The organism is Dokdonella sp. GW821-FHT11D02 (assembly GCF_058808595.1).
Genome location: NZ_CM179520.1, coordinates 2,753,891 through 2,766,907 on the forward strand (window position 1 = coordinate 2,753,891; position 13,017 = coordinate 2,766,907).

Sequence of the window (13,017 nt, forward strand, 5' to 3'; positions counted from 1 at the left end):
TACGACGAGCGAGCATGAGCGAAATCGACAGCGGGTTCTGCCGATCGGTTCAGGTACACGCCAATCGGACACTTGAACCTCCCCCAGCGTAAGGTTTTATCGTGCGCGCCACAGCACGATCGGAGGAGAGAAACATGCGCGAGCGTCGATGGCGCGTGGGCGAGTTGGCCGGCATTACGGGGGTCACGGTGCGTGCCCTGCACCACTACGAGCAAGCTGGACTCTTGACCAGCGCCGGCCGCAGCAGCGGCGACCACCGGCTCTACGACGAGGCCGGCGTCGAGCGCCTGTATCGGATTCGCGCGCTGCGCGGGTTGGGGCTGTCGCTGGTGGAAATCCGCAAGATCATCGACGACGGCTCCGCCCTGCCCGACCTGCTGCGTGCGCATTTGGCGCATCTGGAAGCGGAAGTGGAGCGCGTGACGACGCTGCGCGATCGGCTGCGCAGCATCACCAACGCCGCCAGCGAAACGAACACCGACGCCCTGCTCGCGACCTTGGAGGCGATGTCGCGCGTGGAGCGGCACGGACGCGCGCGCCGCCGCCACGGAGCGGGTAACGGTGCCGAAGCTCGCTGGCGCACTCTGGGGCAAGCGTTGCGCGCTTGCATGGAAGCCGGCGACGCGCCGTCGAGCAAACGCGTGCGGGTATTGGCCGCGCAAGCGCGCGCGTCGATCGAGGCGTTCGCCGACGGCGACGCGCGCGTGGTCGAGGCGCTGGCGCGTCTGCGCGCGGTGGATCCTCCGCGCAATCTCGCCGGCTGGGATCCCGAACTCACGCGCTATCTCGACCGCGCACTGGCCGCGCTCGCGCAGGAGTGATCGGCATGCCGAATGAACGCTTTGCGCGCGCGGTGGGGACGGCGCAAATCGAGATCGCTTACGAGCGCCACGGCGATCCTGCCGATCCCGCCGTCCTCCTGATCATGGGGCTCGGCGGACAGCTGGTGCATTGGGCCGACGGCTTCATCGACGCCTTGCTGGCGCACGGTTTGCAGCCGATCCGCTTCGACAATCGCGACTGCGGCCGCTCCACCCACCTGCACGACGCGCCCAAGCCCGACCTCGCCGCTGCGCTGGCCGGCGACTTGTCATCGGTTTCCTACACGCTGTCGGACATGGCTGCCGATGCCGTGGGATTGCTTGACGCGCTCGGCATCGACGCGGCGCACGTGGTCGGCGCCTCGATGGGCGGCGCGATCGCACAAGTGCTGGCTATCGAACATCCCGATCGCGTGCGCTCGCTGACCTCGATGATGTCCACCACCGGCAACCCCGCCGTCGGGCAGATGCAGCCCGAAACGCGCGACGCTTTGTTCGGCTCTGCGCCGGCGACGACGCGCGAAGCAGCGATCGAGCTGGCCTTGCACCGCGCGCCGATTTATCGCTCTCCAGCCTACCCAACCGCGCCCGAGGCGATCACGAAAACCGCTGGTCTCGCCTGGGATCGCGATCACGACCTGCCCTCACTCCTACGCCAAGCCGCCGCCACCGTCGCCTCCGGCGACCGCACCGAACGTTTGCGCGGCCTCGCGATTCCAACCCTGGTGATCCACGGCAGCAGCGACACGGTCTGCGAACCGAGCGGAGGCGTAGCGACCGCCGCGGCGATTGCGGATGCCGAGTTCGTGCTGATCGAGGGGATGGCGCACGACGTTCCGGCTGGTTTGTGGTCGCGGATCGCGGATTGCATCGCACGTGTCGTTCGGCGTGGCGAAGCGCACGGCGAGGCTCGGTCTTCCGTCTAGAAAAGGCCTAGTCGCCTTCTGCCCCTTTCCGGTACCGGACTGCGTACTTCTCCCCGAAGCCATCGCATTTCCAGCGAGGCCCCAACGCACCGCCGGAGCCGCCATGACACGTTCGCTATCTCATCTCGCCCTGCTCGCACTCGCCGCCTTCGCTTCGGCGAACGCGAGCGAAGTCCAATCGCTGACCGCCCAGGTCGGCGAGATCGCGTTCGAATCCGGCGACCAGGAAATCACCTTGGTTCCCATCGCGGGCAACTTCTCGCTCAGCGCTTCGACCAAGGGCGCCGCCGCGTGGCCGCCGCCGAAGACACGCGTCGATCGTCTGTCGATCGTCTGCGACGGTTTCGAGGACGGCAAGCCGCTCGCGCTCGACCACAAAGCGTTCGAACGCAGCACTTGCAGTGTTCGCTTCGAAAAGGGCAGCAAGCCGATGGGCGGCTCGCCCGAGGCGGAATACCTACTCGACAAAGACAGCGCGGAGAACCGCTTCGAGATCGTGCGCGCGAACGGCAAGGTCTACGAGGGCACGTTCGCGTTCCGGCTGAAGGACGACAAAGGCGGTTCGATCGCGGTCACGAACGGACGCTTCAAGGTCGAGGACCGGCAACTCTGACGAGGCGGCTCGTTCGCACGAGCCGCGGTCGACGATCGCGCGAAAACGTGCCGGCGTTCCGTCAATTCCCCGCACCGCTGGACTTCGGCGCAAGCTCGAGCGCAGGAACTGCAAGGCTGCGCTCGCCCTCGCCGCTGGCACCGGTGCGCAAGTTCGGCGGGATGTGGCCGATGTCGCCGACCGCGATCACCTTGAAACGTCCGTCCGCCTCGATGCGGATGCGCGTGATGCTCGCGTGGCTGACCGACATTTCCAACCACGCCGCCGTATCCACGCCGAGCGCACGCGTGACCAGATAGCGGATCACGTTGCCATGGCAGACCAGCACTTCGCTGCGTGCCGCGCCCTCGGCGGGGCGGAAATAGGTCGCGAACACGCGATCCAGTCGCGCCTTGCATGCGGCTGCATCTTCGGGCTTCTCCTTCGCCATGATCTCGGCGCGGCGCGTGGGCGGCGTGCACTCGGCGAGATCGTCGATCACCTCGAAAGCACGGCCGGGATATTCCGCGCCGATCGCCGCGGCCGTGTCGCGCGCGCGTTGCATCGGACTGACGCGCAGCGCATCCGGCCGCGCCAGCTCGCTGCGCAGGCGCGCAGCGACGAGCCGCGCCTGGGCGACGCCGATCGGCGACAGCGGCGGGCCGATCTTCTCGTCGATCGCGGCATCGGGCGTGTAGTTGCCGTGGCGCACGAGCAGGATCTCGCGCGCCGCCGGCGCGGCGGGCGACGGCGTTGCCGCCGAGGCGACGGCGGGAGCCGCCGCGAGCATCGCGAGCAGCGCAAACAATGAGGCTAGCGGTCGAATCATCGGAAAGTCCCGGCGGGAAGCGCAGGCGTTCTTCTCGCATCTCGTCGCAAGCGAGTCAAACAGGCCGACCACCGCGGCTGCCCTCTCCCGCCGCGGGCACGGATAAGAAGTTCTCCACACCACGATTCGGCACTTACGTTGACGACGCGCGGCCGAGCAATTCGAACGGGCCGCCACGCTCCAACGCGCGCTGATACGCCGGACGCGCGTGGATGGCTTGGAGCCACGCCATCAGACGCGGCCGGCGGGCATCGAGCCCGGCGCGCGCCTGCGCTGCTTCGATCGGGAAGCTCATCTGGATGTCCGCCGCGCTGAACTCGGCGCCCGCGAACCAGGCGCTCCGCTGCAAGGCGCCTTCGAGATAGTTGAGATGCTGCTCGATCTGCGGCAGCACGAAGCCGTCCAAGGCCTTGCGCACAACCGAGTTGACGATCGGCCGCGCGAAAAACGGCATCGGCGCGGAGCCGATGCGATCGAACACCAGCTTGAGCAACAACGGCGGCATCGCCGAGCCTTCGGCGTAGTGCAGCCAATATCGATATTGCAGCGCTTCGGGCGTGTTCGCTGGCGGCGCCAACCGCCCCGGCGCGAAGCGTTCGGTCAGCGTCTCCAGAATCGCCCCCGATTCGGCCAGCACGATCCCGTCCCACTCGACCACCGGCGACTTGCCCAGCGCATGCACCTTGCGCAGCTCCGGCGGCGCCAGCATCGTGCGCGCGTCGCGCTGGTAGCGCACGATTTCGTAAGGCAGGCCGAGTTCTTCCAGCAACCAGAGCACGCGCTGCGAGCGCGAGTTGTTCAGATGGTGGACGACGATGGAGGTCATGGCGGCCGAATCGTGAGAGACGCGAGCATCCTACCTCGACGATGGTGTTGTTCACGCAATGCCGTGAGCCGATTCAACCCGATTCGGCTAGCTGCGCAGCTCGGCGTGGTGGACCACGATCGCTTCGATCCGCGCCACTTCTTCGCGCGTCATCCGATCGACCGGTTCGATGCTGGAACCGTAGGCGAGGTCGAACTTGGCGTTGAAGCGCCGTCCGTGGAACGTGCACAAGGCGACGTTCGCTTCGGCGATGACGACTTCCGAAACGACGTGCATGCCTTCCGCGCAGCCGGCGCGCCGGATGGAATCGACCATCTCGCGATAGAACAGCTCGTCGAACCTCATCGCAAGCGTGCCGCCTCGGCGTTCAGATCAGGCCGTGACGTTTCAGGATAGCCGCCTCGTCGGTCGCGATGTAGGCGAAGATTCGCGGCTTGCCGCCCGCCAGCGTGAGCAGGTACGTATGCTCGAACACGATGCGGACGAGCCGACCGTCGGTCCGGCGCCGCGTGCGCGAATCCCATCTGACCTGCGCCATCGCGTGCCGACCGTCTTTCAGCGGCGTCACGTCGAGCTGCGCGACCTCCATCGACTGCACGCCGATCTTGCGGTAGCGCGCGAAGCCGCGCTTAGCCATGAAGCGGAACACCATTCCGTTCTTGCCGCCGTGCACGCCGGTCGGGCTCGATTCGACGAAATAGTCGGCGTAGGCATCCGATACGGCGACATCCACGCCCGGCTTGTCCGCCAGGGCGCGCGCATAGGTCGCGGCGTAGCGTTTGAAGAAAGCTTGAACCTTGGTGCGGACGGTGGCGGGGGTCATCGGCGCGTCCTCGCTGAATGGAGAACCGACCGTAACGCCGTCAGCCTGAACGAAAACGGGGGCGACTCCGCCCCCGTTTTTCTTCGGTATCGCGCCTAGCGGTAGCGCGGCCCGTAGTAGGCGCCGTAGGGATAGTTGTAGGGGGAGAAACCCGGCCCTTCGGTCTTCTCCGCATGGATGTGCATGTCGAACGTGTTGCCATCGCCGTACGGCTTGCTGATGTGAAGCTCGACCGCATTCATCTTGCTGGTGCCGTAACCCTTGGAGTAACCGATGCCGGTGGTGACGCTGCCGTGGATCTCGACTCCATTGTCCTTGCCGTCGCCGAAATACTCGCCGGGGCTGTCGGCGCCGCCGGCCTGCGGAAACGGCTGCGAGTCCTGTTCGGGCAGCTGCAGCTTCAAGGGAGCCGTCGTCGCGGCCTGATCTGCCGAAGTCGAGGCGGTCGCCGGCACCTGCGCCGCGGCGGCGCCTGCGTAAAGAAAAGCCGCGCCGGCTAGGGCAAGGGTGCTCAGGTTCGCGACGATAAAGGCTTTCACGGTTGACTCCTCGGTCCTGCGTTCGCTCGGCGGCGATGCTTGTCGCCAAGCTTGGGTCCATTGGACGCCTTCGCAAGCACGTAGTTCAAGATCGGAGTGTGGGAAGGCTCGACTTTAGGCGATCTCGTGCGCGAGCGGATGACTGCCGCCTGTCCGGCGCGAGCGCCGGACAGGCGCGGCGCGCACTCCGACCCCCGCCGACGCGATGACGCAAGCTCCGAACCGCCCAAGCTAGGGCAGGATTTCGACGTATCCATCCGCTCCGTTCACACGGATGCGCTGCCCGTCGCGAATCCGCTGCGTCGCGCGCTCGACCGCGACCACCGCCGGCAAGCCGTACTCGCGTGCGATCACCGAGCCATGAGTCATCAGACCGCCGACTTCGGTGACCAGGCCCTTGATCCCGACGAACAGCGGCGTCCAGCTCGGATCGGTGTAGGCGGTGACCAGGATGTCGTCCGCCGCGAGATCGGCCTGCTCCAGATCGAGGACGACACGCGCCCGCCCCTCCACCGTTCCGCCGGACACGGCCAGCCCGAGCAGCGCGCCGGCCGGCACGTTCTCGCGCCGGTACGCGCCGCTGAGGCACTCGCCTTCCGAAGTCAGCACGCGCGGTGGCGTCAGCGCGCGGTACGACTGGAACGCCTCTTTGCGCCGGCCGATCAGCGCTTCGTCCGCTTGCTGCGCGCGTGCGACCTCGTGCAGCTCCTGGAACGTGAGGTAGAAGATGTCGTCCCTCTCCCTCAGCACACCGGCTCGCACCAGGCGTTCGGCTTCTTGCAGCAAGGCTCGCTTGTAGACGAAGTAGCGACAGACCAGGCCGTACTTCGGATACTCGCGATAGCCGATGAAGGTGCGCACGCGCTCGATCATGCGCTGCGTCTGCACGGCCTTGTCCTCGCCGTCGGGCAAGGCACGTAGGCGTCGCAGCACCTCACGCTCCTTTTCGCTCGCTTCGAGCCGACCCTGCCCGAAACGGCGCGCGGCGGCGCCCGGCTCGGCGTTGCGGATATGGCCGAGCAGGATCGGCAGCAGCATCGACGGGCTCTCGCTCCAGCGCGGATAGGTGATGTCGATCTCGCCGACGCAGCGCATGCCGTAGGTGTCGAGCCAACGCTGAATGGCCGCGCGCGCTGCGCGTCCGCCTGCGATCCCGTCCAACGCGGTGAGGAAGTGTTCGCCTTCGGCTTGCTGCAGGAAGGCCACTACGTCCGCATGCGGACGGATCGCGTCGGCGACGTCGAGCAGGGCCAAGCCCATTTCAGACGTCACGTTGCCGTGCGCGGAGCGCGTCAGCACATCGGCCGCGTTCTTCTCGCCCAGCCAGTCCAGCAAGTGCTCGTTGAGCCACCAGGTGGCCTCCATGCTGGCCATGATCGCCTGGTAGTTCAGCGGCTCGAATAGGAGCCGGTTCATCTCCTGCGCATCGGCCAGGAGGAAATCGAACAGCGCCGGCCCCGACTTGCTGCGGATCTCGCGCTTCAAAGCAGCGATCGAAATTTGGCTCTTCGCGATCAGCGCCTCGACGATGGCCGGATCGGTCTCGATCGCGGCCGGCGCGCTGGTAGCCGGGGCCGCACTCGTCGCCGGCTGCGGCAGCGAGCGGATGAAGTCGCGCTCGATCAAGGTTTCGAGCGCGTCCTTGCTGAGCGGATCGGACTTCCTCATCAGCTCGAGCAAGCCGGCGCGGCTCGCCGGCGCTGCCAGCGCGCGGCTGACGTCCACGAACAAGCGGCCGCCGGCCTCGCGCATGCCGGCATTCGTCAGCTGCCGTACCGAGATTCCGAGCGGACGCATCGGGTCGGTCATCATCTGCTGATGGCCGACCGAGAGGTAGACGTGGTTCTCGCCGTCGTCGGCAGCCGGGATCGGAAACAAGGTCGTGATCGGCCGGCTTTGCACGATGTGGATGTCGTCGTCGAGCAGGCACCACTCGATGTCCTGCGGGCAGCCGAAATGCGCTTCGATCCGCCGCCCTTGCTGCACGATCCGCAGCACTTGCGCATCGCTCAACGCCGGCTGTGTCTGCCGCTCCGCTTCGACGGCGTGCTCGTGCGTCCCGCCCGTCGGCGAACCGTGGAGCGCCAGCAGTTTGCTGACGATCGTCCGGCTCACGATCGCGTCGTCGCGCACGGTGTAGACGTCGGCATTCACCAAACCGGCAACCAAGGCTTCGCCGAGACCGAAGCACGCCTCGACCGAAGCGAGCTTGCGATTGCCGCTGACCGGATCGGCCGTGAACAGAACGCCGGAGGCTTGCGGCAACACCATCCGCTGCACCACCACCGCCATGCGCACAAGGCGTTGATCGAAGCCGTTGCGCAGGCGATAGCTCACGGCGCGTTCGGTAAACAGCGACGCCCAGCAGCGGCTGACGTGCCTGAGAATTTCAGCCGCCCCGGAAACGTTGAGATAGCTGTCCTGCTGGCCGGCGAACGAAGCGGTCGGCAGATCCTCTGCCGTCGCGCTGGAGCGCACGGCATAAGCGGCTTGCTCGCCGAGCCGAGCGAGCGCATCGATGATCTCGGTCGCGACGTCTTCTGGTATCGCGATGTCTTCGATCGTCGCACGGATCTCCGCGCTGAGGGCGCGAATCGCCGCGCGATCGTCCGGCTGCAAATGCGACAAGCGTTCGATTCGCTCGTCGATCGATGCGGCGTCCGTCACGATCCGCCGGAACGCGGCCGTGGTCACGCAGAAGCCGGCGGGTACGCGCAGACCTTCGATCCGCGACAGTTCTCCCAGATGCGCGCCCTTGCCACCGACCAGCGCGAGCTGGTTACGGTCGATCTCGTGCAAATCCAATACGTAGCGGTTCATCGGCTCGGCTCCCACATGCGCAGGCCCTGCTGCTGAGGCCGGCGATTGGGCAGCAAGAGCCGGGGCTTGCCGCAAGCCCCAGGTCTGGTAGGATCTTGATACGGGAAAGCGCGAATTCGCCTTTCCCGTTTTTTTTGCCGCAGCGGCACCGCGTGCATCCGCACGAGCGCAGGCGCAGCGCCCGCTCGACAATCGCTCAGTCGAACATCAGCGACCGATGCGCGGACGCACCCGCCTGAGTGCCGTCGCCGATCGCAAACGCGAGGCTGTGCGCGCCGCGCGCGGCGTCGCCGCAGGCGAATACGCCGGCGACCGTGGTCGCTTTGAGCGCGTCGGTACGAATGAACTCACCGAGCGGTCCTGATTCGAACTCGCAACCGAGCTGTTGCGCCAACGGGCTGGTGACGCGCGTACGCGCGGCGACGAACAAGCCGTCGAACTCGCGGCGGCGGCCATCCTCGAACTCGACCGTGGCGACGTCGGCGACACGCGCAATGCGCGCGGACTCGAACGCAACGCCGCGACGCTGCAAGGCCGCACGCTGTTCGTCGCTCGGTTCGAACGCCGTATTGACCAGAAAGGTCGTCGTGCCCCAATCGGGCAGCATCAGCGCCTGATGCTGCGACAGCTCACCGACCGCGATCACGCCGATACGGCCGCGATCGAGTTCGTAACCGTGGCAATAGGGACAATGGAACACGCTGCGACCCCAGCGTTCCTGCAAGCCGTCGATCGGCGGCAGTTCGTCGGCGATGCCGGTCGCCAGCACCAGGCGACGTGCGTGAAAGCGGCGGCCGTCGTCGAGTTCGACGGCGAAATCCTCGCTGCGGCCCGACGCACGCATGGCGCTGCCGTGCAGCCACTGCACGTTCGGATAGGCCAGCACCTGCGTGCGCGCGTCGTCGACGATCGCCGCGGGCGCTCGGCCGTCCTGCCCGATCAGACCGTTCGCGGCCGGCGCGAAGCGGTTGCGCCGCATGCCGGCGTCGATCACCAGCACGCGCTGGCGCGCCCGCGCGAGCTGCATCGCCGCCGACAGGCCAGCATAACTGCCGCCGACGACGATCGCGTCGAAGCGGTGGCGAGACTCATCGTTTTGCATGCGGATCGCTCCTGCGTGTTCGGCTGCGGTGCTCTTTCATGCCGTGGTCGAAGTGGGCGGCGAGATCGGCCAAGGTGACCTCGCCGAGCCGCGCGACCAACAGCGCCTCGGCCTCGCGGAAGGCGCCGTCGAGCGCCTCGTTGACGGCGCGCTCGACCAGGCACGGCGGGTTCTCCGCGCGATGCCCCATCGCGAACACGGTGGGTTCGCCGACCGCGCGGTAGACGTCGAGCAAGGTCACTTTGTGCAGATCGCAAGCGATGACCCAGCCGCCGCCGTGGCCTTTGCTCGACGCGAGATAGCCGCACTCGCGCAGACTCGACAGCACACGGCGCACCACCACCGGATGCGTGCCGAGCATGCGTGCGAGCGCTTCGGAGGTGAGCGGCACCTCGCTGTGCGCCATGTGCAGCAGCACGTGCAGGACGGAGGAAAGGCGGCTGTCTTTCTTCATGCTCGCCTCAACCCGATTCGCGCACGCGACGGCGCACGCGGACGATGGCATCCACGCCGGTTCCGACGATCGCGCGCGGCCGCTCTTCCGCGACGAGAAACTCCCACGCATCGCCATCGAGCGCGGCCTGCGCCGCTGGCACCGACACCTGCACCTGGTTCGCCGCGGCAGTGGCCGCGCCGCTCGCCGGATCAATCGGCCGATGGCCGACCAGCAACAAGCTGCCGCCGGGCGCGACCGCGGCCGCCATCCGCTGCACGAACGCTTCGACGGAGCCGGCGACGTGAACGTACAAACAAACGACGAGATCGTAGTGCTGCGTTGCCGGCGTCCAGTACGCGAGATCGCCTTCGATCCAGTCGATTCGATCCGCGATCGCCGGCCCCGCACGCTCGGCCAGCGATCGTGCGTGCGCCAAGGCGGCCGGCGCGAAATCCACCGCGTCGACCTGCCAGCCGCGCGCGGCCAGCCAGAGCGTCTCGGCACCGTGGCCGCAACCGGCGTCGAGCGCGCGGCCCGGCGCAAGCGCTGCGAATTCTCCAGTCAGATACGCACTCGGCGCACGCAGCGCGACCTTGTCGGCGTGCTCGCGCAAGGTCGTCGACCAGAGCCGGTCCCAGTAGTCGTGATCGAAAGTCGGCGTGTTCATCGGACTCGAATGCAGGGGTTGTGAGCGAGCGAGATCGACCATCCAAAGCCGCGATCTCGTTTCATGTAACTTACGATATTACATGAAGGCCTGGCGCACAACTTCAAGTCCGCATCGACACTAGACCCAGACGCCGACGAAACACTCAGGCGTAGCGCTTCGCCCCTGCCACGCATAGCACCACGATCGCGGTCGACGCGATCATGCTCCAGGCGATCGGCTCGCCGAGGAAGATTGCCGCCAACAGGAAGCCGAAGAACGGCTGCAACAGCTGCAACTGGCCGACGCCCGCGATGCCGCCCAAGGCGAGGCCGCGATACCAGAACACGAAACCGACCAGCATGCTGAAGATCGACACGTAGGCGAGTCCGATCCAGGCGCGGCTACCGATGCCGCTCCATGCCTGCGGCAAGGTGAACAGCGCGATCGCCGCCATCATCGGCAGGGCCAGCAGCAAGGCCCACGAGATGACTTGCCAGCCGCCGAGGCGGCGCGACAGCGTGGCGCCTTCCGCGTAACCGAGCCCGCACACCACGATGGCCGCGACCATCAAAAAATCACCGATCAAGGTTCCGCTGCGGCTCCCGTACAAGGCGAAACCGGCGACTGCCGCGGCGCCGGCGATGGAGAACGCCCAAAACACCGGCTTGGGTCGCTCGCCTCCGCGCAATACGCCGAAGATCGCCGTCGCCAGCGGCAGCAGCCCGACGAAGACGATCGAATGCGCGGTGGAAATGTGTTGCAGCGCCAGTGCCGTCAGCAACGGGAAACCGACCACCACGCCGAGCGCCACCCAGATCAGCGAAAGAACGTCGCCGCGCTGCGGCCGCGCCTGACGCAGCGCGAGCAGGAACACCGCGCCCAATACCGCAGCGATCACCGCACGCGCCGAGGTCAAAAACAGCGGCGAGAAGTCCGCCACCGCAACACGCGTAGCCGGCAGCGACCCGCTGAAGATCACCACACCGGCCAAACCGCTGCCCCAACCCGCTGTCGTTCGTTCCATACGCCCTCGCTAGTTCGAGCGTCTAGAAGTAGCGGTGCGGGCCGCGTGCGGGTAGCCACAGTCGAGTACAGTTTCGACGAACTGTATGGGTAAACTAAGTCATACACTAAGACGGGAATCGATCGTGGCCGACGCAGAAGCCACTCGCACCGAAACGCTGATGAACGCGGTCCGCGCCAAGATCGCCAATCGCGCGCTCGCTGCGGGCGAGCGCTTGCCCTCGGTGCGCCGCTTCGCCGAGCTCATGCGCGTCTCGCCTTCCACCGTGGTCGAGGCCTACGGCCGCCTGGAAGCGGAAGGCGTCATCCGCGCGCGGCGCGGCGCCGGCTTCTACGTGACCGGCGCCAACCTGCCGCCGATGGCCCTGGCCGAGAAGGGCCCGTCGCGCGAACGCGACGTCGATCCGTTCTGGGTTTCGCGCCAATCGCTCGATGCCGATACGACCGCACTCAAGCCCGGCTGCGGCTGGCTGCCGGCCGACTGGATGCCGAACGCCGCACTGCGTCGCGGACTGCGCACGCTGAGCCGCGCCGACGACGCCGTGCTGACCGACTACGCCAGCACGCGCGGTTCGCTCGCGCTGCGCCGTCTGCTGCTCGGGCGCTTCGCCGACGAGGGCCTGATGGCGACGCCGGAACAGATCCTTTTGACCGCCTCGGGAACGCAGGCGATCGATCTGATCGCGCGCCTCTTGCTGCGGCCCGGCGACACCGTGTTGGTCGACGATCCTTGCTACTTCAATTTTCGCGCGCTGTTGCGCGCGCATCAGGTCAAGATCGTCGGTGTGCCGTTCACGCCGACCGGGCCGGATATCGCCGCGTTCGAGCGCGCGCTCGAAGAGAACCCGCGCCTCTATCTGACCAACTCGGCGCTGCACAATCCGACCGGCGGCACCATTTCGCCGCAGACCGCTCATCGCGTGCTGAGCGCGGCGGCGGCGCGCGGAATGACCATCGTCGAGGACGACATCTTCGCCGACTTCGAACCGTCCGCCTCGCCGCGCCTAGCGATTCTCGACGGCCTCGATCACGTCATCCGCATCGGCAGCTTCTCCAAGACGTTGTCCGCCTCGGTACGCTGCGGCTACATCGCCGCGTGCGCGGACTGGATCGAAGGACTGGTCGATCTGCAAGTCGCCACCAGCTTCGGCGGCCCCAGCTCGGTCGCGACGGCCTTGATCGCCGGCGTGCTCGCCGGCGGCAGCTACCGCAAGCACATGGACGACGTGCGCCAACGGCTGACGCGCGCACGCAAGGAAGCGACCAGCCGGCTGGCGCCGCTCGGGATCGTGCCGTGGCTGCAACCGCGCGGCGGTTTCTATCTCTGGTGCCGCCTGCCCGACGGCCAAGACTCCGCCGTGCTGGCGCGGCGCTGCATGGAACAGAACGTCGTGCTCGCGCCGGGGAATGTGTTCAGCGTTGCGCAATCGGCCGCTTCGTTTCTGCGCTTCAACGTGGCGCAGCTCGGCGACAAGCATGTGTACGCCGTGCTCAGGGAAGCGATGAAGGGCGACGCAAGCGCAGCGCGACGGCGGCGATAGCGCGCTGCGGGCCGCGCTTGCGTAACGCGAATCTCTCGGCGAACAACGAATGGGTGCGAGCCTGAGGCAAGGCACTCCAGACTGCATCGC

The 13,017-nt window shown here is 67.1% G+C and carries 14 protein-coding genes; 4 read left to right on the plus strand and 10 right to left on the minus strand.

Annotated features, from left to right (window positions below; translation table 11 throughout):
• Positions 1 to 134 precede the first annotated feature (134 nt).
• The 3 genes from AC3QL3_RS11625 to AC3QL3_RS11635 all read left to right on the plus strand — a co-directional run bounded on the left by AC3QL3_RS11625 (position 135) and on the right by AC3QL3_RS11635 (position 2,360).
• Entirely contained in the window at positions 135 to 821 is a 687-nt protein-coding gene (locus AC3QL3_RS11625; protein WP_492893702.1) for a MerR family transcriptional regulator, read from the plus strand.
• 5 nt (positions 822 to 826) lie between these two features.
• Positions 827 to 1,747: an alpha/beta fold hydrolase gene (locus AC3QL3_RS11630; protein WP_492893704.1), complete on the plus strand. Its 921-nt coding sequence runs from the start codon at positions 827 to 829 to the stop codon at positions 1,745 to 1,747.
• Positions 1,748 to 1,850: 103 nt separating this feature from the next.
• Positions 1,851 to 2,360, plus strand: a complete 510-nt coding sequence (locus AC3QL3_RS11635; protein ID WP_492893705.1) for a hypothetical protein — start codon at positions 1,851 to 1,853, stop codon at positions 2,358 to 2,360.
• A 61-nt stretch (positions 2,361 to 2,421) separates the two neighbouring features.
• On the opposite strand, the gene AC3QL3_RS11640 is transcribed toward AC3QL3_RS11635, so the two are convergent.
• The 10 genes from AC3QL3_RS11640 to AC3QL3_RS11685 all read right to left on the minus strand — a co-directional run bounded on the left by AC3QL3_RS11640 (position 2,422) and on the right by AC3QL3_RS11685 (position 11,387).
• Positions 2,422 to 3,168, minus strand: a complete 747-nt coding sequence (locus tag AC3QL3_RS11640) for a histidine phosphatase family protein (protein WP_492893707.1) — start codon at positions 3,166 to 3,168, stop codon at positions 2,422 to 2,424.
• Positions 3,169 to 3,301: 133 nt separating this feature from the next.
• Positions 3,302 to 3,994, minus strand: a complete 693-nt coding sequence (locus AC3QL3_RS11645; protein WP_492893709.1) for a glutathione S-transferase — start codon at positions 3,992 to 3,994, stop codon at positions 3,302 to 3,304.
• Positions 3,995 to 4,081: 87 nt separating this feature from the next.
• The gene (locus AC3QL3_RS11650) at positions 4,082 to 4,339 is read right to left on the minus strand and encodes a hypothetical protein (protein WP_492893711.1); all 258 of its coding nucleotides are present in this window, start codon (positions 4,337 to 4,339) and stop codon (positions 4,082 to 4,084) included.
• A gap of 22 nt (positions 4,340 to 4,361) precedes the next feature.
• The gene (locus AC3QL3_RS11655; protein ID WP_492893713.1) at positions 4,362 to 4,817 is read right to left on the minus strand and encodes a DUF6841 family protein; all 456 of its coding nucleotides are present in this window, start codon (positions 4,815 to 4,817) and stop codon (positions 4,362 to 4,364) included.
• Positions 4,818 to 4,912: 95 nt separating this feature from the next.
• Positions 4,913 to 5,356, minus strand: a complete 444-nt coding sequence (locus AC3QL3_RS11660) for a hypothetical protein (RefSeq protein WP_492893715.1) — start codon at positions 5,354 to 5,356, stop codon at positions 4,913 to 4,915.
• A 231-nt stretch (positions 5,357 to 5,587) separates the two neighbouring features.
• A complete protein-coding gene (gene rph / locus AC3QL3_RS11665) occupies positions 5,588 to 8,176 on the minus strand; it encodes a rifamycin-inactivating phosphotransferase (protein ID WP_492893717.1) in 2,589 nt (862 codons plus the stop codon).
• A 196-nt stretch (positions 8,177 to 8,372) separates the two neighbouring features.
• A complete protein-coding gene (locus AC3QL3_RS11670) occupies positions 8,373 to 9,278 on the minus strand; it encodes an NAD(P)/FAD-dependent oxidoreductase (RefSeq protein ID WP_492893719.1) in 906 nt (301 codons plus the stop codon).
• Positions 9,265 to 9,732, minus strand: coding sequence for an Rrf2 family transcriptional regulator (locus AC3QL3_RS11675; protein ID WP_492893721.1), 468 nt, complete (start codon positions 9,730 to 9,732; stop codon positions 9,265 to 9,267). The genes AC3QL3_RS11670 and AC3QL3_RS11675 overlap by 14 nt, the downstream gene beginning before the upstream one ends.
• Positions 9,733 to 9,739: 7 nt before the next feature.
• Complete coding sequence (locus AC3QL3_RS11680) at positions 9,740 to 10,381, minus strand: class I SAM-dependent methyltransferase (RefSeq protein ID WP_492893723.1); 642 nt, start codon at positions 10,379 to 10,381, stop codon at positions 9,740 to 9,742.
• Positions 10,382 to 10,526: 145 nt separating this feature from the next.
• Complete coding sequence (locus AC3QL3_RS11685) at positions 10,527 to 11,387, minus strand: DMT family transporter (RefSeq protein ID WP_492893725.1); 861 nt, start codon at positions 11,385 to 11,387, stop codon at positions 10,527 to 10,529.
• Between the two features lie 85 nt (positions 11,388 to 11,472).
• On the opposite strand from AC3QL3_RS11685, the gene AC3QL3_RS11690 reads away from it, so the two are divergent.
• Entirely contained in the window at positions 11,473 to 12,927 is a 1,455-nt protein-coding gene (locus tag AC3QL3_RS11690) for an aminotransferase-like domain-containing protein (protein ID WP_492893727.1), read from the plus strand.
• Positions 12,928 to 13,017 lie beyond the last annotated feature (90 nt).